This is a genomic window from Parabacteroides sp. AM08-6, from assembly GCF_003473295.1.
Lineage (GTDB): Bacteria > Bacteroidota > Bacteroidia > Bacteroidales > Tannerellaceae > Parabacteroides.
Genome location: NZ_QRMP01000020.1, coordinates 25,326 through 42,524 on the forward strand (window position 1 = coordinate 25,326; position 17,199 = coordinate 42,524).

32 protein-coding genes are annotated in these 17,199 nt (G+C 40.0%); 31 read left to right on the top strand and 1 reads right to left on the bottom strand.

The window, feature by feature from the left end; all coding sequences use genetic code 11:
* The first annotated feature begins 8 nt into the window (after positions 1–8).
* From rpsJ to eno, 31 genes are all read left to right on the top strand, one after another.
* Positions 9–314: a 30S ribosomal protein S10 gene (gene rpsJ / locus DW103_RS12285; RefSeq protein WP_005634728.1), complete on the top strand. Its 306-nt coding sequence runs from the start codon at positions 9–11 to the stop codon at positions 312–314.
* A gap of 21 nt (positions 315–335) precedes the next feature.
* Positions 336–953 carry a 50S ribosomal protein L3 gene (gene rplC / locus DW103_RS12290; protein WP_122276559.1) on the top strand — a complete coding sequence of 206 codons (618 nt, stop codon included), beginning with the start codon at positions 336–338 and terminating at the stop codon, positions 951–953.
* On the top strand, positions 953–1,582 hold the full coding sequence (gene rplD, locus DW103_RS12295) for a 50S ribosomal protein L4 (protein ID WP_122276561.1): 630 nt from the start codon (positions 953–955) through the stop codon (positions 1,580–1,582). The genes rplC and rplD overlap by 1 nt, the downstream gene beginning before the upstream one ends.
* An 11-nt stretch (positions 1,583–1,593) precedes the next feature.
* Positions 1,594–1,887: a 50S ribosomal protein L23 gene (rplW, locus tag DW103_RS12300; RefSeq protein WP_115497986.1), complete on the top strand. Its 294-nt coding sequence runs from the start codon at positions 1,594–1,596 to the stop codon at positions 1,885–1,887.
* An 8-nt stretch (positions 1,888–1,895) separates the two neighbouring features.
* Positions 1,896–2,720, top strand: a complete 825-nt coding sequence (gene rplB, locus DW103_RS12305; protein ID WP_122276563.1) for a 50S ribosomal protein L2 — start codon at positions 1,896–1,898, stop codon at positions 2,718–2,720.
* A 20-nt stretch (positions 2,721–2,740) separates the two neighbouring features.
* On the top strand, positions 2,741–3,010 hold the full coding sequence (gene rpsS, locus DW103_RS12310; protein WP_005634738.1) for a 30S ribosomal protein S19: 270 nt from the start codon (positions 2,741–2,743) through the stop codon (positions 3,008–3,010).
* Between the two features lie 49 nt (positions 3,011–3,059).
* Positions 3,060–3,470, top strand: a complete 411-nt coding sequence (gene rplV / locus DW103_RS12315; protein WP_005634739.1) for a 50S ribosomal protein L22 — start codon at positions 3,060–3,062, stop codon at positions 3,468–3,470.
* Between the two features lie 7 nt (positions 3,471–3,477).
* Positions 3,478–4,212: a 30S ribosomal protein S3 gene (gene rpsC, locus DW103_RS12320; RefSeq protein ID WP_115497988.1), complete on the top strand. Its 735-nt coding sequence runs from the start codon at positions 3,478–3,480 to the stop codon at positions 4,210–4,212.
* A 20-nt stretch (positions 4,213–4,232) separates the two neighbouring features.
* A complete protein-coding gene (rplP, locus tag DW103_RS12325) occupies positions 4,233–4,667 on the top strand; it encodes a 50S ribosomal protein L16 (RefSeq protein WP_005634742.1) in 435 nt (144 codons plus the stop codon).
* 6 nt (positions 4,668–4,673) lie between these two features.
* The gene (rpmC, locus tag DW103_RS12330) at positions 4,674–4,871 is read left to right on the top strand and encodes a 50S ribosomal protein L29 (protein WP_122276565.1); all 198 of its coding nucleotides are present in this window, start codon (positions 4,674–4,676) and stop codon (positions 4,869–4,871) included.
* 9 nt (positions 4,872–4,880) lie between these two features.
* Positions 4,881–5,138 carry a 30S ribosomal protein S17 gene (rpsQ, locus tag DW103_RS12335; RefSeq protein WP_009859539.1) on the top strand — a complete coding sequence of 86 codons (258 nt, stop codon included), beginning with the start codon at positions 4,881–4,883 and terminating at the stop codon, positions 5,136–5,138.
* A 1-nt stretch (position 5,139) separates the two neighbouring features.
* Positions 5,140–5,505: a 50S ribosomal protein L14 gene (gene rplN, locus DW103_RS12340; RefSeq protein WP_005853982.1), complete on the top strand. Its 366-nt coding sequence runs from the start codon at positions 5,140–5,142 to the stop codon at positions 5,503–5,505.
* 19 nt (positions 5,506–5,524) lie between these two features.
* The gene (gene rplX, locus DW103_RS12345) at positions 5,525–5,845 is read left to right on the top strand and encodes a 50S ribosomal protein L24 (protein ID WP_122276567.1); all 321 of its coding nucleotides are present in this window, start codon (positions 5,525–5,527) and stop codon (positions 5,843–5,845) included.
* Positions 5,845–6,402 carry a 50S ribosomal protein L5 gene (gene rplE / locus DW103_RS12350; RefSeq protein ID WP_122276569.1) on the top strand — a complete coding sequence of 186 codons (558 nt, stop codon included), beginning with the start codon at positions 5,845–5,847 and terminating at the stop codon, positions 6,400–6,402. Before rplX ends, rplE begins: the two co-directional genes overlap by 1 nt.
* A 6-nt stretch (positions 6,403–6,408) precedes the next feature.
* Positions 6,409–6,678 carry a 30S ribosomal protein S14 gene (gene rpsN, locus DW103_RS12355; protein WP_005634756.1) on the top strand — a complete coding sequence of 90 codons (270 nt, stop codon included), beginning with the start codon at positions 6,409–6,411 and terminating at the stop codon, positions 6,676–6,678.
* Positions 6,679–6,735: 57 nt separating this feature from the next.
* Positions 6,736–7,131, top strand: a complete 396-nt coding sequence (rpsH, locus tag DW103_RS12360; RefSeq protein ID WP_122276571.1) for a 30S ribosomal protein S8 — start codon at positions 6,736–6,738, stop codon at positions 7,129–7,131.
* A 16-nt stretch (positions 7,132–7,147) separates the two neighbouring features.
* Positions 7,148–7,699, top strand: a complete 552-nt coding sequence (gene rplF / locus DW103_RS12365) for a 50S ribosomal protein L6 (protein ID WP_122276573.1) — start codon at positions 7,148–7,150, stop codon at positions 7,697–7,699.
* A gap of 21 nt (positions 7,700–7,720) precedes the next feature.
* The gene (rplR, locus tag DW103_RS12370; protein WP_122276575.1) at positions 7,721–8,065 is read left to right on the top strand and encodes a 50S ribosomal protein L18; all 345 of its coding nucleotides are present in this window, start codon (positions 7,721–7,723) and stop codon (positions 8,063–8,065) included.
* Positions 8,066–8,070: 5 nt separating this feature from the next.
* Positions 8,071–8,589, top strand: a complete 519-nt coding sequence (gene rpsE, locus DW103_RS12375) for a 30S ribosomal protein S5 (protein ID WP_122276643.1) — start codon at positions 8,071–8,073, stop codon at positions 8,587–8,589.
* Positions 8,590–8,607: 18 nt separating this feature from the next.
* Positions 8,608–8,784 (top strand): 50S ribosomal protein L30, encoded by a 177-nt coding sequence (gene rpmD, locus DW103_RS12380; RefSeq protein WP_122276645.1) that lies wholly within the window; start codon positions 8,608–8,610, stop codon positions 8,782–8,784.
* Between the two features lie 27 nt (positions 8,785–8,811).
* The gene (gene rplO, locus DW103_RS12385; RefSeq protein ID WP_122276577.1) at positions 8,812–9,258 is read left to right on the top strand and encodes a 50S ribosomal protein L15; all 447 of its coding nucleotides are present in this window, start codon (positions 8,812–8,814) and stop codon (positions 9,256–9,258) included.
* Positions 9,259–9,261: 3 nt separating this feature from the next.
* Positions 9,262–10,602, top strand: coding sequence for a preprotein translocase subunit SecY (gene secY, locus DW103_RS12390; RefSeq protein WP_122276579.1), 1,341 nt, complete (start codon positions 9,262–9,264; stop codon positions 10,600–10,602).
* A 4-nt stretch (positions 10,603–10,606) separates the two neighbouring features.
* Positions 10,607–11,392: a type I methionyl aminopeptidase gene (map, locus tag DW103_RS12395; RefSeq protein WP_122276581.1), complete on the top strand. Its 786-nt coding sequence runs from the start codon at positions 10,607–10,609 to the stop codon at positions 11,390–11,392.
* A gap of 10 nt (positions 11,393–11,402) precedes the next feature.
* On the top strand, positions 11,403–11,621 hold the full coding sequence (infA, locus tag DW103_RS12400; RefSeq protein WP_005634776.1) for a translation initiation factor IF-1: 219 nt from the start codon (positions 11,403–11,405) through the stop codon (positions 11,619–11,621).
* Between the two features lie 15 nt (positions 11,622–11,636).
* The gene (ykgO, locus tag DW103_RS12405) at positions 11,637–11,753 is read left to right on the top strand and encodes a type B 50S ribosomal protein L36 (RefSeq protein ID WP_005645768.1); all 117 of its coding nucleotides are present in this window, start codon (positions 11,637–11,639) and stop codon (positions 11,751–11,753) included.
* 35 nt (positions 11,754–11,788) lie between these two features.
* Entirely contained in the window at positions 11,789–12,169 is a 381-nt protein-coding gene (rpsM, locus tag DW103_RS12410; RefSeq protein ID WP_122276583.1) for a 30S ribosomal protein S13, read from the top strand.
* 11 nt (positions 12,170–12,180) lie between these two features.
* A complete protein-coding gene (gene rpsK, locus DW103_RS12415; protein ID WP_115497995.1) occupies positions 12,181–12,570 on the top strand; it encodes a 30S ribosomal protein S11 in 390 nt (129 codons plus the stop codon).
* Between the two features lie 122 nt (positions 12,571–12,692).
* Positions 12,693–13,298: a 30S ribosomal protein S4 gene (gene rpsD / locus DW103_RS12420; RefSeq protein WP_122276585.1), complete on the top strand. Its 606-nt coding sequence runs from the start codon at positions 12,693–12,695 to the stop codon at positions 13,296–13,298.
* Positions 13,299–13,310: 12 nt separating this feature from the next.
* Positions 13,311–14,303 carry a DNA-directed RNA polymerase subunit alpha gene (locus tag DW103_RS12425; protein WP_122276587.1) on the top strand — a complete coding sequence of 331 codons (993 nt, stop codon included), beginning with the start codon at positions 13,311–13,313 and terminating at the stop codon, positions 14,301–14,303.
* An 8-nt stretch (positions 14,304–14,311) separates the two neighbouring features.
* Complete coding sequence (gene rplQ, locus DW103_RS12430; protein ID WP_122276589.1) at positions 14,312–14,794, top strand: 50S ribosomal protein L17; 483 nt, start codon at positions 14,312–14,314, stop codon at positions 14,792–14,794.
* Positions 14,795–14,990: 196 nt separating this feature from the next.
* Positions 14,991–16,274, top strand: coding sequence for a phosphopyruvate hydratase (eno, locus tag DW103_RS12440; RefSeq protein WP_122276593.1), 1,284 nt, complete (start codon positions 14,991–14,993; stop codon positions 16,272–16,274).
* 89 nt (positions 16,275–16,363) lie between these two features.
* Here the strand turns inward: eno and DW103_RS12445 are convergent, their stop codons facing one another.
* Positions 16,364–17,182 carry a tetratricopeptide repeat protein gene (locus DW103_RS12445; RefSeq protein WP_122276595.1) on the bottom strand — a complete coding sequence of 273 codons (819 nt, stop codon included), beginning with the start codon at positions 17,180–17,182 and terminating at the stop codon, positions 16,364–16,366.
* Positions 17,183–17,199 lie beyond the last annotated feature (17 nt).

Below are 17,199 nucleotides of genomic sequence, written 5' to 3' on the forward strand. Positions count from 1 at the left end.
TAATAAATATGAGCCAAAAGATCAGAATTAAATTAAAGTCTTACGATTATTCTCTGGTGGATAAATCTGCAGAGAAAATCGTAAAGACGGTAAAGGCTACCGGTGCTGTAGTTAGCGGTCCTATACCTCTGCCTACCCACAAACGTATCTTTACTGTGAACCGCTCGACTTTCGTTAACAAGAAATCTCGTGAGCAGTTCGAACTCTCTTCTTATAAGAGATTAATCGATATCTACAGCTCAACTGCAAAAACAGTTGATGCCTTGATGAAACTGGAATTACCCAGTGGTGTTGAAGTTGAAATTAAAGTGTGAGTTATTTAAAAATTAAGTGAAATGCCAGGATTATTAGGAAAAAAAATCGGAATGACATCCGTTTTCAGTGCCGAGGGAAAAAATCTTCCATGCACTGTTATCGAAGTGGGTCCTTGTGTTGTTACACAGATTAAGACTTTGGAAAAAGATGGCTATGAAGCTGTACAGTTGGGTTTCGAAGAGAAAAAAGAGAAACACACTACGCAGCCTGAAATGGGCCACTTTAAAAAAGCCGGTGTAACTCCCAAGAGACACTTGGCCGAGTTCAAGAATTTTGAAACCGAATATAAGCTCGGTGATGTAATCACTGTAGATTATTTGGAAGATGCAGGTTTCGTTGATGTAGTAGGTACATCAAAAGGTAAAGGCTTCCAGGGTGTGGTAAAACGTCATGGTTTCGGTGGTGTGGGTCAGACTACTCACGGTCAGCATAACCGTCTGCGTGCTCCCGGTGGTATCGGTGCCTGTTCTTATCCTGCAAAGGTGTTCAAAGGTATGCGTATGGCCGGCCAAATGGGTAATGAACGTGTAACAGTTCAGAACCTGCAAGTGATCAAGGTGATGCCGGAACACAACCTTTTATTAGTAAAAGGATCTGTTCCTGGAGCAAAAGGTTCAATCTTATTAATTGAAAAGTAATGGAACTGAGCGTATTTAATATTAAAGGTGAAGATACCGGAAGAAAGGTAACTTTGAACGATGCTATCTTTGGCATTGAACCAAATGATCATGCTATTTACTTGGATGTAAAACAGTATTTGGCTAATCAGCGTCAGGGAACTCATAAATCGAAAGAAAGAAGTGAAGTTTCCGGTAGTACACGTAAACTTATCCGTCAGAAAGGTGGTGGAGGAGCTCGTCGTGGTGATATCAACTCTCCGGTATTGGTAGGTGGTGGCCGTGTATTCGGTCCTAAACCTAGAGATTATGAGTTCAAATTGAACAAGAAAGTAAAGAGTTTGGCTCGTAAGTCTGCTTTGGCCTATAAAGCAAAGGATAATGCAATTGTAGTGGTAGAAGATTTCTCAATGGAAGCTCCTAAAACTAAAGAATTTGTAACAATTGCTAAGAATCTAAAAGTGGCTGATGGAAAGTTGCTTTTGGTTTTAACGGAGAAAAATAATTTCGTATATTTGTCGGCCAGAAATTTAGAGAAGGCTAACGTGGTAACAGCTTCAGAATTAAACACATACAAAGTGTTAAATGCTGCAAATTTGGTTTTGACAGAAAGTTCGGTTGCTGCTATTGAAAAATTATTTAACGCATAAGGAGTAGAAAAATGGGAATTATTATTAAACCTATAGTAACAGAGAAGCAAACAGCGATTACAGAAAAAATGGCTAATCGCTATGGTTTTCGTGTTTCTCCTGATGCCAACAAGTTAGAGATTAAAAAAGCTATTGAGGATATGTATAACGTTACGGTAGTAGATGTAAACACCATCAATTACTCTGGTAAACAGAAAAGTCGTTATACGAAATCCGGAATTATCAATGGCAAACAATCGGCTTTCAAGAAAGCTATCGTAACGTTGAAAGAAGGAGAAACAATTGATTTCTTTAGTAATATCTAAAAAAAGAAATGGGAATACGTAAATTAAAGCCCACAACACCGGGGCAGAGACACAAAGTTATTGGTGCATTTGATAAAATCACTGCAAGTACACCAGAAAAGTCTCTTGTAACAGGTAAAAGAAGTACTGGCGGTCGTAACAACACTGGTAAGATGACAATGCGTTATCTTGGTGGTGGTCACAAACAAAAGTACAGATTTATCGATTTCAAGAGAAATAAAGATGGCATTCCGGCAACAGTAAAATCGATCGAGTATGATCCGAACCGTACATCTCGTATCGCATTGTTGTATTACGCAGACGGAGCAAAGAGCTATATTATTGCTCCGAACGGACTGGAAGTTGGCCAAACAGTGGTTTCGGGTAGCGAAGTTGCTCCTGAGATAGGTAATACTTTGCCGATGGCAAATATTCCCGTAGGTACTATTATTCATAATATTGAGCTTCGTCCGGGACAGGGTGCCAAGTTGGTTCGTTCTGCCGGTGCTTTTGCTCAGCTGACTTCGAAAGAAGGCGATTATGCAATTATTAAGATGCCTTCTGGCGAAACCAGAAAGATTCTTGCTGCATGTAAGGCTACAATTGGTAGTGTAGGTAACTCAGACCATGGTCTTGAAAAATCAGGTAAAGCCGGTCGTTCTAGATGGTTAGGTCGTCGTCCTCGCAACCGTGGTGTTGTAATGAACCCGGTTGATCACCCAATGGGTGGTGGTGAAGGTCGTGCTTCCGGAGGTCATCCTAGATCTCGTAATGGCTTATATGCTAAGGGCTTGAAAACAAGAGCTCCGAAGAAGCATTCTTCAAAATATATTATTGAAAGAAGAAAGAAATAATCTGATTAATTAAGTAAACTATGAGTCGTTCGCTAAAAAAAGGCCCGTATATTAATGTAAAGCTTGAAAAGAAAGTCCTGGCAATGAATGAGTCAGGGAAGAAGGCTGTCGTTAAGACGTGGGCAAGAGCTTCAATGATTTCGCCTGACTTTGTAGGCCATACGATTGCAGTTCATAATGGAAATAAATTTATTCCTGTTTTTGTAACCGAGAACATGGTAGGTCATAAGCTGGGAGAGTTTTCTCCTACTCGTACGTTCCGTGGTCATGCCGGTAACAAGAAAAAATAATCGGTAGTAACAGGAATTCAGGAATCTGAAAATAAAAAGAATCAATAAAATGGGTGCTAGAAAAAGAATATCAGCTGAAGCAAGAAAAGAAGCCCAAAAGACCATGTATTTCGCAAAATTGCGGAACGTGCCGACTTCTCCGCGCAAGATGCGTCTCGTTGTAGACATGATTCGCGGTATGGAAGTATTCCGTGCACTTGGTGTTTTGAAGTTTTCTAATAAGGAAGCTGCAGCAAGAGTAGAAAAATTGCTTCGTTCGGCTATTGCCAATTGGGAACAGAAGAATGAACGTAAAGCAGAAGCTGGAGAGTTGTGCGTATCTTCAATCAGCGTAGATTGCGCTACTACATTGAAGAGAATGCGTCCGGCTCCTCAGGGAAGAGGATACAGAATTCGTAAACGTTCGAACCATGTAACTCTGTTTGTTGATACACTTAGTAAAAACGATAGTCAAAATTAATTTGTAGATGGGACAAAAAGTTAATCCGGTTAGTAATCGTTTAGGAATCATCCGTGGTTGGGATTCCAATTGGTATGGCGGCAAGAAATACGGAGATACTTTGCTGGAAGATAGCAAAATCCGTAAATATCTGAATGCTCGTCTTGCTAAGGCTAGTGTATCTCGCGTCGTTATTGAACGTACGCTGAAGTTGATTACAATCACAGTTTGCACATCACGTCCGGGTATCATCATCGGAAAAGGTGGTCAGGAAGTTGATAAGTTGAAAGAAGAGTTGAAGAAAATTACCGACAAGGAAGTTCAGATTAATATCTTTGAGGTAAAAAGACCCGAATTGGACGCTGTTATCGTTGCAAACAATATTGCTCGTCAACTTGAAGGAAAAATTGCTTACCGTCGTGCTATCAAGATGGCTATCGCCTCTACCATGAGAATGGGTGCCGAGGGTATTAAAGTGCAAGTCTCTGGTCGTTTGAATGGAGCTGAAATGGCTCGTTCAGAAATGTATAAGGAAGGAAGAACTCCGTTGCACACATTCAGAGCAGATATTGATTATGCTTTGGCTGAAGCGTTGACGAAGGTTGGTTTGATCGGTGTTAAGGTTTGGATTTGCCGTGGTGAGGTATATGGTAAGAGAGATCTTGCTCCTTCATTCGCTGCAACAAAAGATTCGGGTCGTAGAAATGACAATGCCGGCGGCAGCAGAGAAAAGAACTTCAAGAGAAAGAAAGCTAATCGTTAAACGTTAGAATTTAAGAAGAGATGTTACAACCAAAGAAAACCAAGTTCAGAAGACAGCAGAAAGGCCGTATGAAGGGCGAAGCTCAACGCGGTAACCAGCTGGCATTCGGTTCGTTTGGTATAAAAGCGTTAGAAAATAAATGGATTACCGGTCGTCAGATTGAAGCTGCTCGTATTGCGGTAACTCGTTATATGCAACGTCAGGGTCAGGTTTGGGTTCGGATTTTCCCGGACAAACCTATTACAAAGAAACCTGCAGAAGTACGTATGGGTAAAGGTAAAGGTAACCCGGAAGGGTTTGTTGCGCCTGTTACTCCGGGTCGTCTGATTTTCGAAATCGAAGGGGTTCCTTTTGATATTGCTAAAGAAGCTTTGCGCCTTGCTGCTCAAAAGCTTCCGGTAACAACGAAGTTTGTTGTGAGACGTGATTATGATATGGCTAATCAAAATGCGTAATTGGTTATGAAGATTGCAGAAATTAGAGAATTAAGCACGAAGGAGTTAGTAGAAAGAATTGATGCTGAAGTGGCTGCTTACGATCAGAAAGTGATTAACCACAGCATTTCTCCTAGTGATAACCCTGCTCAGATTAAACAACAACGCAGGATGATTGCGCGCATGAAAACAGAATTGCGCCAAAGAGAAGTTAACAACAAATAATTGAGCCTGATGGAAACTAGAAATTTAAGAAAAGAAAGAACGGGCGTGGTTACTAGCAACAAGATGGATAAGAGCATCACGGTTGCTATTAAATGGAAGGAAAAACACCCCATTTATGGTAAGTTCGTCAATAAGACGAAAAAATATCATGCTCACGACGAAAAGAATGAATGCAACATTGGCGATACCGTAAAAATTATGGAAACTCGTCCTTTGAGCAAAACAAAAAGATGGAGATTAGTTCAAATAATCGAAAGGGCTAAGTAACATGATACAACAAGAATCAAGACTAGTAGTAGCAGATAACAGTGGTGCAAAAGAAGCGTTGTGTATTCGCGTTTTAGGCGGTACAAGAAAACGTTATGCCACTGTTGGGGATGTAATTGTGGTTGCAATTAAAAGTGTAATCCCGGCAAGTGATGTGAAGAAGGGTGCTGTTTCTAAAGCTATCATTGTTCGCACTAAAAAAGAAATCCGCCGTCCGGATGGTTCATACATCCGTTTCGATGATAACGCTTGCGTATTATTGAATGCCGGTGGTGATATTCGTGGAAGCCGTATCTTTGGTCCGGTTGCCAGAGAACTTCGTGCAACAAACATGAAAATCGTTTCACTTGCACCTGAAGTGCTTTAATTTTGTAAAATTTAAAGTAATGAGTAAATTACATATTAAAAAAGGCGATATAGTTTTTGTTAATACCGGCGAAGACAAAGGTAAAACAGGACGTGTTTTAGAGGTTCTCGTAAAAGACGAACGTGCCATTGTTGAGGGTATTAATATGGTATCAAAGCATACCAAGCCTAATGCAAAGAATCCTCAAGGAGGAATTGAAAAGAAAGAAGCTCCTATTCATATTTCCAACCTTAACGTGTTGGATCCGAAATCCGGTAAACCGACACGTATTGGTCGTAAATTGGATGAAAAAGGTGCTTTAGTACGTTATTCTAAAAAATCAGGGGAGGAAATTAAGTAATGAGCAATACTGCCAGTCTTAAAAAAGAATATCAGGACAGAATTGTTCCTGCTTTGACGAAAGAGTTCGGTTATAAATCAGTAATGCAGGTGCCTGTATTGAAGAAGATTGTTATCAATCAAGGTTTGGGTATGGCTGCTGCTGATAAGAAGATTATCGATATAGCAATCAGTGAACTGACTACAATTACGGGTCAGAAAGCTGTTGCCACGGTTTCCAAGAAAGATATCTCTAACTTCAAGTTGCGTAAAAAAATGCCAATCGGTGTAATGGTAACATTACGTCGTGAACAAATGTATGAATTCCTGGAAAGACTTGTTCGCGTAGCTCTTCCTCGTATTCGTGACTTCAAAGGTATTGAAAGTAAATTGGACGGAAGAGGTAATTATACTCTCGGAATTCAGGAACAAATCATTTTCCCTGAAATAAATATCGATAATATTACCAAAATATTGGGAATGAATATTACCTTTGTGACCTCTGCGAAAACAGATGAAGAAGGGTATGCTCTTTTGAGAGAATTTGGGTTGCCTTTTAAAAATGCAAAAAAAGACTAAGTAGTTATGGCAAAGGAATCAATGAAAGCCCGTGAGGTGAAAAGAGCAAAGCTCGTAGCTAAATATGCTGCTAAAAGAGCAGAACTGAAAGCAGCAGGTGACTATGAAGCTTTACAGGCTTTACCTAAAAATGCTTCTCCTGTACGTTTGCACAATCGTTGTAAAATCACAGGACGTCCGAAAGGCTATGTACGCCAGTTCGGTATTTCTCGTATTCAACTGCGTGAAATGGCATCTCATGGTTTAATCCCGGGTGTAAAGAAAGCAAGTTGGTAAGAGTTTTTTTAGTTTAAATATTGTCCGGAAGTCCGGATCAATTTAATTTATTTATATATGACAGATCCTATTGCAGATTATTTGACAAGATTGCGTAATGCAATTAAAGCGAAGCACAGAGTTGTTGAAGTGCCGGCGTCAAATTTAAAGAAAGAGATCACAAAGATCCTTTTCGACAAGGGCTACATTCTTAATTTTAAGTTTGTAGAAGATGGTCCTCAGGGTACAATTAAGATTGCCTTGAAGTATGACCTGGTTAACAAAGTGAACGCAATCAAGAAACTTGAGAGAGTTTCTACTCCGGGTTTGCGTAAGTACACCGGCTACAAAGACATGCCGAGAGTATTGAATGGTTTAGGTATTGCTGTTCTTTCTACTTCTAAAGGTGTGATGACAGACAAAGAAGCCCGTGATCTGAAGATCGGTGGTGAAGTATTATGTTATGTTTATTAATTAGGAGGAAAGAAGAATGTCAAGAATAGGAAAATTACCAATTCATGTACCCGCCGGTGTTACGGTTACTATTAAGGATAACGTGGTGACTGTCAAAGGTCCCAAAGGTGAAATGACCCAGGCTGTAAATCCTGATATTAAAGTAACTCTTGAAGATGGCATCATCCATCTGACAAGACCGACTGACGATAAGAACCATCGTGCATTACACGGACTTTATCGTTCCTTGATCAACAATATGGTTATTGGTGTATCAGAAGGTTACAAGAAAGAACTTGAACTTGTCGGTGTTGGTTACCGTGTATCAAATACAGGTCAGCTGTTGGATCTCTCTTTAGGTTATACACATAATATTTATTTGCAGTTGCCTAAAGAAGTGAAAGTTGAGACAAAGGCAGAGAGAAATAAAAATCCTCTTATTATCCTTGAATCGGCTGATAAACAATTACTAGGTCAGATTTGTGCAAAGATTCGTTCATTCAGAATGCCGGAACCGTATAAAGGTAAAGGTATTAAGTTCGTGGGTGAAGAAATTCGCAGAAAGTCTGGTAAATCAGCAGGTAAGTAATCTACGTAAACTGAAATTATCATGACAACGAAGGAAGAAAGAAGATTAAAAATAAAAGCAGGTGTACGTGGCAAGATTTCAGGGACTCCTGAACGTCCGCGCCTGACTGTGTTTAGAAGCAACAAGCAAATCTATGCACAGGTTATAGATGACACTACAGGTAAAACTTTGGCTGCAGCATCATCTTTAAAGATAGATGTTAAGGCTCCGAAAAAGGAGATTGCCGCTAAGGTTGGTGAACAAATAGCTAAAGTAGCCCAGGAAGCTGGTATTCAGGCTGTTGTTTTTGACCGTAACGGCTACCTGTATCATGGGAGAGTTAAAGAATTAGCTGATGCTGCACGTAACGGCGGCCTTAAATTTTAATGAAGATGGCAGGAGTTAATAATAGAGTTAAGTCGACCAACGACATAGAGTTGAAGGACCGTTTGGTTGCAATCAACCGCGTAACAAAAGTAACCAAAGGTGGACGTACTTTCAGTTTTGCCGCTATTGTTGTGGTAGGTAACGAAGACGGTATCGTTGGTTGGGGCTTGGGTAAAGCCGGTGAAGTAACGACAGCTATCGCTAAGGGTGTTGAAGCTGCAAAAAAGAACTTAATCAAGGTTCCCGTTCATAAAGGTACTATTCCTCACGAACAGCTTGCAAAGTTCGGTGGTGCACAGGTCTTGATTAGACCGGCATCTCACGGTACAGGTGTTAAGGCTGGTGGTGCTATGCGTGCCGTATTGGAAAGTGTAGGTATCACAGACGTTTTGGCTAAATCGAAAGGTTCGTCTAACCCTCACAACTTGGTGAAAGCTACTATCGCTGCGCTGGGTGAGTTGAGAAGCCCGTTTGATGTTGCTCAGAACAGAGGTGTTTCCGTAGAAAAAGTATTCAGAGGTTAATTAGGGAGGATAATGATTATGGCAACTATAAAAGTTAAGCAAACAAAAAGTAGAATTAAATGCCCGAAAGACCAAAAGAGAACTCTTGATGCACTGGGTTTGAAGAAAATGAACCAGGTGGTAGAACATGAAGCTACTCCGTCTATTCTGGGTATGGTTGAGAAAGTGAAACATTTGGTTTCAGTAGTAAAGTAATAACGGTTGAAAAATTAATTATACGATATGAATTTATCAAATTTAAAACCTGCTGAAGGATCTACCAAGACCAGAAAGAGAATCGGCCGTGGTCCGGGTTCGGGATTAGGAGGAACTTCAACAAGAGGTCATAAAGGGGCAAAGTCAAGATCTGGCTATAAAAGCAAAATTGGTTTTGAAGGTGGTCAGATGCCAATTCAAAGACGTTTGCCTAAATTTGGTTTTAAGAATATTAACCGTGTGGAATATAAAGCTATTAACTTGTCTACGTTGCAAGGAATGGCAGATGCTCAACAGTTGACTAAGATTGGTCTTGATGAACTGATAGCAGCCGGCTTTATTTCAACATCTCAATTGGTTAAAATTCTTGGTAATGGAAACTTGACAGCTAAACTTGAAGTGGAAGCTCATGCTTTCTCAAAGTCTGCTGAGGCTGCTATTCAAGCTGTAGGTGGAACTGTTGTTAAACTCTAAGTTATGAGAGCAGTTGAAACAATAAAAAATATCTGGAAGATTGAGGATCTGAGAAATCGGATCCTCACCACTCTTTTGTTAGTGGCTATTTACCGTTTTGGAACGTATGTAGTGCTTCCGGGTATCGACCCTAAAGCGTTGACCGCTTTACAAGAACAGACAAGAGGCGGATTGCTCGCTTTGTTGGATATGTTTTCAGGAGGTGCATTCTCTAATGCTTCTATATTTGCATTAGGGATTATGCCATATATCTCTGCATCTATTGTTATGCAGTTGATGGCTATTGCTGTTCCTTCTTTTCAGAAATTACAGAGAGAAGGAGAAAGTGGTCGTCGTAAGATTAACCAGTGGACTCGTTATCTGACAGTTCTGATTCTCGTACTTCAAGGGCCTACTTATCTTGTTAACTTAAGTGTACAGCTGAAAGCTGCCGGTGCTGCTTTGCCTGCAGGAATTTGGTTTACAATTTCTTCTACAGTCATTTTGGCTGCCGGAAGTATGTTTATCTTATGGCTAGGTGAAAGAATTACAGATAAAGGTGTAGGAAATGGTATCTCATTTATCATTCTGGTTGGTATCATAGCCCGTTTGCCGCATTCTTTGTTCGAAGAATTTATTTCCAGAACAAGTGAGAAAACCGGTGGTTTGGTTATGTTCCTGTTTGAAATGTTATTCCTTTTGCTTGTTATAGCAGGTGCAATCTTGTTGGTGCAGGGTACCCGTAAGGTCCCCGTACAGTATGCAAAAAGAATTATTGGCAATAAACAATATGGAGGTGCGCGCCAGTACATTCCTTTGAAAGTGAATGCTGCTAACGTAATGCCTATCATTTTTGCTCAGGCAATAATGTTTATCCCTATTTCGATTGTCGGTTTTTCCAGTACTGGTGAACGCTCTGGTTTTGTAGCTGCATTTATGGATAACACCGGATTTTGGTACAACTTTGTTTTTGCTGTATTGATTATTTTGTTTACTTATTTCTATACAGCTATCACAATTAATCCGACTCAGATGTCTGATGATTTGAAAAGAAACAATGGTTTTATACCTGGTGTTAAACCTGGAAAACATACCAAAGATTATTTGGATGCCATTATGGATCGTATTACTTTACCGGGTGCATTCTTCCTTGCATTAGTGGCTATCATGCCAGCTTTTGCCAGAATTGCCGGTGTAAGTATGGCGTTCTCCCAATTCTTTGGCGGAACATCTTTGTTGATTTTGGTTGGTGTTGTATTGGATACATTACAACAGGTAGAAAGTCATTTGTTGATGCGTCACTATGACGGTTTGTTGAAGTCAGGAAGAATTAAAGGTCGTACAGGCTCAGTTGCCGCTTATTAATAGAATGATCTATTTAAAGACAGATGAAGAAATAGAGTTGATGCGTGATGCCAATCAACTGGTCGGTAAGACGCTTGGCGAATTAGCCAAACACATTGCCCCAGGTGTAAGCACACTGCAACTCGATAAGATTGCTGAAGAGTTCATTAGAGATAATGGTGCTATTCCGGCCTTTTTAGGATACGGTGGTTTTCCGGGTTCAATATGTGCTTCTGTCAATGAGCAGGTGGTACATGGTATCCCTTCTTCAAAGACTATATTGAAAGAAGGTGATATTATATCTGTAGATTGCGGAACCCAATTGAATGGATTTGTAGGTGACTCCGCTTATACTTTTTGTGTAGGAGAAGTTGTTCCGGAAGTAAAGAAATTGTTGAAGACAACAAAAGAATCTCTTTATTTTGGTATCCAACATGCCTTGGAAGGCAAACGGGTAGGGGATATCAGTCATGCAGTACAGTCTTATTGTGAAGCGAAAAATTATTCTGTAGTCAGAGAGTTGGTCGGTCACGGTTGTGGACGTAAGATGCATGAGGAACCGGAAGTTCCTAATTACGGAAGACCAGGTTGTGGCCCTTTATTACGTAGTGGTATGTGCATTTGCATTGAACCTATGATTAATATGGGAAGTAAAAACGTGGTATTCGAAAAGGATGGTTGGACGGTACGGACAAAGGACCGTAAATGTTCTGCTCATTTTGAGCATTGTATTGCTATTCGTCCTGACGGTCCGCAAATCTTATCTTCATTTAAGTTTTTAGAAGAAGTTTTAGGTAATAACGCAATTTAATTTGATTTATATGGCTAAACAGTCAGCAATTGAACAAGATGGAGTTATAGTAGAGGCATTGTCAAATGCAATGTTTCGTGTAGAATTAGAGAACGGACATGAAATTACTGCCCATATTTCCGGAAAGATGCGGATGCATTACATTAAAATCCTTCCGGGGGATAAGGTAAGAGTAGAAATGTCTCCGTATGATCTATCGAAAGGTAGAATTGCTTTTAGATATAAATAAAAAAAATAACAAGATATGAAAGTAAGAGCATCTTTAAAGAAGCGTACTCCCGAATGCAAAATCGTAAGAAGAAAGGGACGCTTATACGTAATTAACAAGAAAAATCCTAAGTATAAACAACGTCAAGGATAATTTATTATTTTTGCAAAATAATTTAAGTAAGTAATATGGCTATAAGAATAGTTGGTGTAGACTTGCCACAAAATAAAAGAGGAGAAATTGCCTTGACCTACATTTTCGGTATCGGTCGTAGTGCAGCGAACTCAATTTTAGCGAAAGCAGGCATTGATCGTGATATCAAGGTAAAGGACTGGACTGATGATCAGGCTGCAAAAGTACGTGAAGTCATTGGCGCAGAATATAAGGTCGAAGGTGATCTTCGTTCAGAAGTTCAGTTGAATATCAAACGACTGATGGATATCGGTTGTTATAGAGGTGTTCGTCACCGTATTGGTTTGCCTTTAAGAGGCCAGAGCACAAAGAATAATGCTCGTACTCGTAAGGGTAAGAAGAAAACTGTTGCAAATAAGAAAAAAGCTACTAAATAATAAGAATTGATATGGCAAAGAAATCAGTCGCAGCAAAGAAGAGAAACGTAAAAGTTGACGCTTACGGTCAAGCTCATATTCATTCTTCTTTTAACAACATCATTGTGTCTCTGGCAAATAGCGAAGGTCAGGTAATCAGTTGGTCTTCTGCTGGAAAAATGGGCTTTAGAAGTTCTAAGAAGAACACTCCGTATGCTGCTCAAATGGCGGCACAGGATTGTGCTAAGGTAGCTTATGATCTTGGTTTGAGAAAAGTAAAAGTATTCGTTAAGGGCCCGGGTAACGGACGTGAGTCTGCTATCAGAACTATCCACGGTGCCGGTATTGAAGTAACTGAAATTGTAGATGTTACTCCACTGCCTCATAATGGTTGTCGTCCTCCGAAAAAGAGAAGAGTATAATTAACTATAGTTTCTTGAACATTGAATCCGGAATTGTGAATAGATTGCACAAAGACCTTATCCTCTCTGTAATCGCGGCTGCACGGTTCCAGATTCAGACAGAACATTAAAACAATAAAAAAATGGCAAGATATACTGGACCAAAAACAAGAATAGCCCGTAAGTTTGGTGAGGCTATATTCGGACCGGATAAAGTTCTTTCAAAAAAGAATTATCCTCCCGGACAACATGGGAATGGCCGTAAGAAGAAAACTTCTGAGTATGGAATTCAGCTTCGCGAGAAGCAAAAAGCAAAATACACTTATGGTGTATTGGAAAAGCAATTTAGAAACTTGTTTGAAAAAGCATCACGTTCTAAAGGTATTACCGGTGAAGTATTGCTTCAGTTACTGGAAGGCCGTCTGGACAATGTGGTATTCCGTTTGGGTATAGCTCCGACACGTGCTGCTGCTCGCCAGTTGGTTTCTCACCGTCACATTACAGTAGACGGTCAGGTTGTTAACATCCCTTCTTACTCTTTGAAAGCTGGTCAGATTGTAGGTGTTAGAGAAAAATCCAAGTCTATGGAAGTGATTGCCGACGCTTTGTCTGGCTTTAATCACAGTAAGTATCCTTGGATTGAATGGGATCAGTCTTCTTTAAGCGGAAAATTACTGCATCTGCCGGAAAGAGCTGACATTCCTGAAAACATTAAAGAGCAGTTGATCGTAGAATTGTATTCTAAATAATAATTGATTTCCATGGCGATATTAGCATTTCAAAAACCCGATAAAGTATTAATGTTGGAAGCGGACAATTTCTTCGGAAAGTTTGAATTTCGTCCGTTGGAACCCGGCTATGGTATTACAATAGGTAATGCTCTGCGTCGTATTCTCCTGTCGTCACTTGAAGGTTTTGCTATTACATCTATTAAAATCGAGGGTGTTGACCATGAATTTGGTACAATCTCCGGTGTTATGGAGGATGTAACAAACATTATCCTGAACCTAAAGCAAGTTCGGTTTAAGCATATTGTAGACGACATAGAGAATGAAAAAGTAAGTATTACTGTTTCGGGTTCGGAAGTGTTCAAAGCCGGTGATATAGGTAAACAGCTGACCGGATTCGAGGTGTTGAATCCAGAGTTGGTTATTTGTCGTTTAGATCCGAACGCAGGTTTCCAAATTGAATTAACAATAAACAAAGGCCGCGGTTATGTACCCGCTGATGAAAACAGAGACCCGAACGCAGACGTACATGTCATTGCTATCGACTCTATTTATACGCCTATTCGTAATGTTAAGTATTCAATTGAAAACTTCCGTGTTGAGCAAAAGACGGACTACGAAAAGTTGGTTCTTGAAATAGCCACTGATGGTTCTATTCATCCGAAAGAAGCATTAAAAGAAGCAGCTAAGATTCTGATACATCATTTTATGTTGTTCTCAGATGAAAAGATTGCTATCGAAACAGTAGATACTGACGGTAATGAAGAATTCGATGAAGAAGTACTTCACATGCGTCAGTTGCTCAAGAGTAAGCTCTCGGATATGGATCTGTCTGTTCGTGCTTTGAATTGCTTGAAGGCTGCAGATGTTGAAACTTTAGGTGAATTGGTTAAATTCAACAAGAATGATTTGTTGAAGTTCCGGAACTTCGGTAAAAAGTCACTTACGGAACTTGATGAACTGTTGGATAGTCTGAACCTTTCATTCGGTATGGATATCACAAAATATAAATTAGATAAAGAGTAAGTATAGCGATGAGACATAATAAAAAAATAAATCATTTAGGTCGTACAAACACTCACCGTAACGCAATGCTTTCTAACATGGCTTGTTCTCTTATCAAACATAAGAGAATTTTCACCACTGTTGCTAAAGCTAAAGCTCTGCGTAAGTTTGTAGAACCACTTATCACTAAGTCTAAAGAGGACACAACTCATTCAAGACGTGTGGTATTCAGCAATTTGCAAGACAAATATGCTGTAACGGAATTGTTCAAAGAAGTTTCTCAAAAGATAGGTGACCGTCCGGGTGGATATACTCGTATCCTGAAGACTGGCAACCGTCTGGGGGATAATGCTGCAATGTGCTTCATTGAACTGGTTGATTACAATGAAAATATGTTGAAAACAGCTACAGCGAAAAAAGCTACTAAGACAAGACGTTCACGTAAAAAGTCTACAGCAGCTGAAGCTCCTGTTGCCGAAGCTCCTGCAGTAGAGGAACAAGCAGCTGAATAAATTCGGCTTATTTCAATAAAGATAATGGGGTGTGTCATTTATTTGATACACCCTTTTTTGTTCCGGAATGAGGATGTTTTTGAAGGAGTAAAACGTTTATCTCAACAGGAATGGTCTTTGGAAGCAATGGGAATAAACTTTTCCTTTCGGTATTTGTTATATTTAAATAAAAGAGAAACTCAAATTATTCAAAAACATGGAAATTATTAAAGTAGTAGGACGAGAAATCCTTGACTCACGCGGAAACCCGACTGTAGAAGTCGATGTGCATTTGGCTTCCGGTGCATTTGGTCGTGCGGCAGTTCCATCTGGAGCTTCTACCGGTGAAAACGAAGCGATTGAACTTCGTGACGGTGATAAGAACCGTTATGGTGGAAAAGGTGTTTTGAAAGCTGTTGAAAATGTAAATAATGTGATAGCTCCCGCTATTATTGGTATGAGTGCTTTGAACCAGCGTGAAATTGATCATAAATTAATAGAGCTGGATGGTACGAAAACAAAATCGAACCTTGGAGCAAATGCCATGTTAGGTGTTTCTTTAGCTGTGGCAAAAGCAGCAGCAAACTATTTGGAGCAGCCTTTGTATCGTTATATAGGTGGAACAAATGCTTATGTATTACCAGTTCCGATGATGAATATTATCAATGGAGGTTCACATTCCGATGCTCCTATTGCTTTTCAGGAATTTATGATACGTCCGGTAGGAGCTTGTTGTTTCCGTGAAGGATTACGTATGGGAGCGGAAGTATTTCATGCTTTGAAGAAAGTGCTCCATGACCGCGGATTAAGTACGGCTGTCGGTGATGAGGGGGGCTTTGCTCCGGCATTGGACGGAACCGAGGATGCCCTCAATTCCATTATGGCCGCTATAAAAACTGCCGGATATGAACCGGGTAAAGATGTGACAATCGCTATGGACTGTGCATCTTCCGAATTTTATCACGATGGAGTGTATGACTATACCAAGTTTGAAGGCGCTAAAGGTGCTAAGCGTACAGCTCAGGAACAGGTCGCTTATTTGTCTAACCTGGTTGACAAATTCCCGATAGATTCGATTGAAGATGGCATGGATGAAAACGATTGGGCCGGCTGGAAAATGTTGACGGACGCACTTGGTAAGAAATGCCAGCTGGTGGGCGACGACCTATTTGTGACGAATGTTGAATTCTTGAAAAAAGGAATCGAAGAAGGTTGCGCCAATTCAATCTTGATTAAGGTAAATCAGATTGGAACACTGAGCGAAACATTGGATGCTATTGAAATGGCGCATCGTAACGGCTATACATCTGTTACTTCCCACCGTTCGGGTGAAACGGAAGATGCTACTATAGCGGATATTGCCGTGGCAACTAATTCGGGACAGATTAAAACCGGTTCATTGAGCCGTTCCGACCGTATGGCCAAGTACAATCAACTGCTTCGTATTGAAGAAGAACTGGGGGATTTGGCTGTATACGGCTATAAGACATACAAGAAGTAAAAAGAAAGCCGTTAATGGATAAAACGAACGAGATTATTCCTGCACAAAGTGGAATAATCTCGTTTTTTTATAAAAGATTTTGCGGTCGTTTATTTTGCCAATTTCATTAATTCTTCTATCACTTTTTTATCATATCCCATCGCTTCCGCTTTTTTGAAGTCGATAGCAGCCCGTTCTTTTTCATATTGTGCCAGTTTAATCTTGCCTCTAAGTACGTATAGTGCGGCAGTAGGTTCACTTTCTATAAATACCTTGTTTATATCAGCCATGGCACGGGCATTCTTTCCCATCATAAAATATAAATCTGCACGTCCTTCATAAAGAATCCAATCACGAGGCATTTCACTAATTAGATAATTGAATATTTTCTCACTCTCTGTATAGTTACCCCGCATCTTTTCCAAGATAGCATGCCCTAGACGGCCCCGGACGGATTTTTCATTTATTTCCAATATCTTGTCAAAATCCTGTTCCGCCCAGATATAATTTTTGAGTTGAATATATATCAATCCGCGGCAATAAAGAGCCTCTTGATTTTCCGGGTCAGTAATCAGCAATGTATTGTAATCCGTCAATGCTTTGTCCGTTTCTCCTAATTCCGTGTAAAGCGATGCTCGATTTTCCAGGATAGTTCTATCATTTGTATGACTGCTAAGAGCGGAAGAGTAGGAGATGAGAGCCTCCTGTAGTTTCCCTTGTCTACGCTGGATAGTTCCCAGATTGCTGAGCAAAGCATAATTGAGCGGATTTGCTGGTTCCAGGCGCATGGCGGCTTTTAGACTTTCTTCAGCCGAAGGTAAATCGTTTTTATCAACAAAATCATAGCTTTTTTCTATATACTCTTCGTAAGATTGCGCGAAGCCATTACCGGCAAGAAGCAAACCTATAAAAATCAAAATGCCCTTCATCCTGTTTCTTTTATCTG

Excerpts from the sequence above, each read along its gene's own strand:
- rplQ (WP_122276589.1), top strand. The coding sequence starts at position 14,312 with ATGAGACATAATAAAAAAATAAATCATTTAGGTCGTACAAACACTCAC.
- rplX (WP_122276567.1), top strand. The coding sequence starts at position 5,525 with ATGAGTAAATTACATATTAAAAAAGGCGATATAGTTTTTGTTAATACC.
- rplR (WP_122276575.1), top strand. The coding sequence starts at position 7,721 with ATGACAACGAAGGAAGAAAGAAGATTAAAAATAAAAGCAGGTGTACGT.
- rpsK (WP_115497995.1), top strand. The coding sequence starts at position 12,181 with ATGGCAAAGAAATCAGTCGCAGCAAAGAAGAGAAACGTAAAAGTTGAC.
- eno (WP_122276593.1), top strand. The coding sequence starts at position 14,991 with ATGGAAATTATTAAAGTAGTAGGACGAGAAATCCTTGACTCACGCGGA.
- rpsE (WP_122276643.1), top strand. The coding sequence starts at position 8,071 with ATGGCAGGAGTTAATAATAGAGTTAAGTCGACCAACGACATAGAGTTG.
- DW103_RS12445 (WP_122276595.1), bottom strand. The coding sequence starts at position 17,182 with ATGAAGGGCATTTTGATTTTTATAGGTTTGCTTCTTGCCGGTAATGGC.
- rplE (WP_122276569.1), top strand. The coding sequence starts at position 5,845 with ATGAGCAATACTGCCAGTCTTAAAAAAGAATATCAGGACAGAATTGTT.
- rpsN (WP_005634756.1), top strand. The coding sequence starts at position 6,409 with ATGGCAAAGGAATCAATGAAAGCCCGTGAGGTGAAAAGAGCAAAGCTC.
- rplD (WP_122276561.1), top strand. The coding sequence starts at position 953 with ATGGAACTGAGCGTATTTAATATTAAAGGTGAAGATACCGGAAGAAAG.
- rpsQ (WP_009859539.1), top strand. The coding sequence starts at position 4,881 with ATGGAAACTAGAAATTTAAGAAAAGAAAGAACGGGCGTGGTTACTAGC.
- rplB (WP_122276563.1), top strand. The coding sequence starts at position 1,896 with ATGGGAATACGTAAATTAAAGCCCACAACACCGGGGCAGAGACACAAA.
- rplW (WP_115497986.1), top strand. The coding sequence starts at position 1,594 with ATGGGAATTATTATTAAACCTATAGTAACAGAGAAGCAAACAGCGATT.
- rpmC (WP_122276565.1), top strand. The coding sequence starts at position 4,674 with ATGAAGATTGCAGAAATTAGAGAATTAAGCACGAAGGAGTTAGTAGAA.
- map (WP_122276581.1), top strand. The coding sequence starts at position 10,607 with ATGATCTATTTAAAGACAGATGAAGAAATAGAGTTGATGCGTGATGCC.
- rpsJ (WP_005634728.1), top strand. The coding sequence starts at position 9 with ATGAGCCAAAAGATCAGAATTAAATTAAAGTCTTACGATTATTCTCTG.
- rpsS (WP_005634738.1), top strand. The coding sequence starts at position 2,741 with ATGAGTCGTTCGCTAAAAAAAGGCCCGTATATTAATGTAAAGCTTGAA.
- rplC (WP_122276559.1), top strand. The coding sequence starts at position 336 with ATGCCAGGATTATTAGGAAAAAAAATCGGAATGACATCCGTTTTCAGT.
- rplO (WP_122276577.1), top strand. The coding sequence starts at position 8,812 with ATGAATTTATCAAATTTAAAACCTGCTGAAGGATCTACCAAGACCAGA.
- rpsM (WP_122276583.1), top strand. The coding sequence starts at position 11,789 with ATGGCTATAAGAATAGTTGGTGTAGACTTGCCACAAAATAAAAGAGGA.
- rpmD (WP_122276645.1), top strand. The coding sequence starts at position 8,608 with ATGGCAACTATAAAAGTTAAGCAAACAAAAAGTAGAATTAAATGCCCG.
- rplV (WP_005634739.1), top strand. The coding sequence starts at position 3,060 with ATGGGTGCTAGAAAAAGAATATCAGCTGAAGCAAGAAAAGAAGCCCAA.
- rpsH (WP_122276571.1), top strand. The coding sequence starts at position 6,736 with ATGACAGATCCTATTGCAGATTATTTGACAAGATTGCGTAATGCAATT.
- secY (WP_122276579.1), top strand. The coding sequence starts at position 9,262 with ATGAGAGCAGTTGAAACAATAAAAAATATCTGGAAGATTGAGGATCTG.
- rplF (WP_122276573.1), top strand. The coding sequence starts at position 7,148 with ATGTCAAGAATAGGAAAATTACCAATTCATGTACCCGCCGGTGTTACG.
- infA (WP_005634776.1), top strand. The coding sequence starts at position 11,403 with ATGGCTAAACAGTCAGCAATTGAACAAGATGGAGTTATAGTAGAGGCA.
- DW103_RS12425 (WP_122276587.1), top strand. The coding sequence starts at position 13,311 with ATGGCGATATTAGCATTTCAAAAACCCGATAAAGTATTAATGTTGGAA.
- rplN (WP_005853982.1), top strand. The coding sequence starts at position 5,140 with ATGATACAACAAGAATCAAGACTAGTAGTAGCAGATAACAGTGGTGCA.
- rplP (WP_005634742.1), top strand. The coding sequence starts at position 4,233 with ATGTTACAACCAAAGAAAACCAAGTTCAGAAGACAGCAGAAAGGCCGT.
- rpsC (WP_115497988.1), top strand. The coding sequence starts at position 3,478 with ATGGGACAAAAAGTTAATCCGGTTAGTAATCGTTTAGGAATCATCCGT.
- rpsD (WP_122276585.1), top strand. The coding sequence starts at position 12,693 with ATGGCAAGATATACTGGACCAAAAACAAGAATAGCCCGTAAGTTTGGT.
- ykgO (WP_005645768.1), top strand. The coding sequence starts at position 11,637 with ATGAAAGTAAGAGCATCTTTAAAGAAGCGTACTCCCGAATGCAAAATC.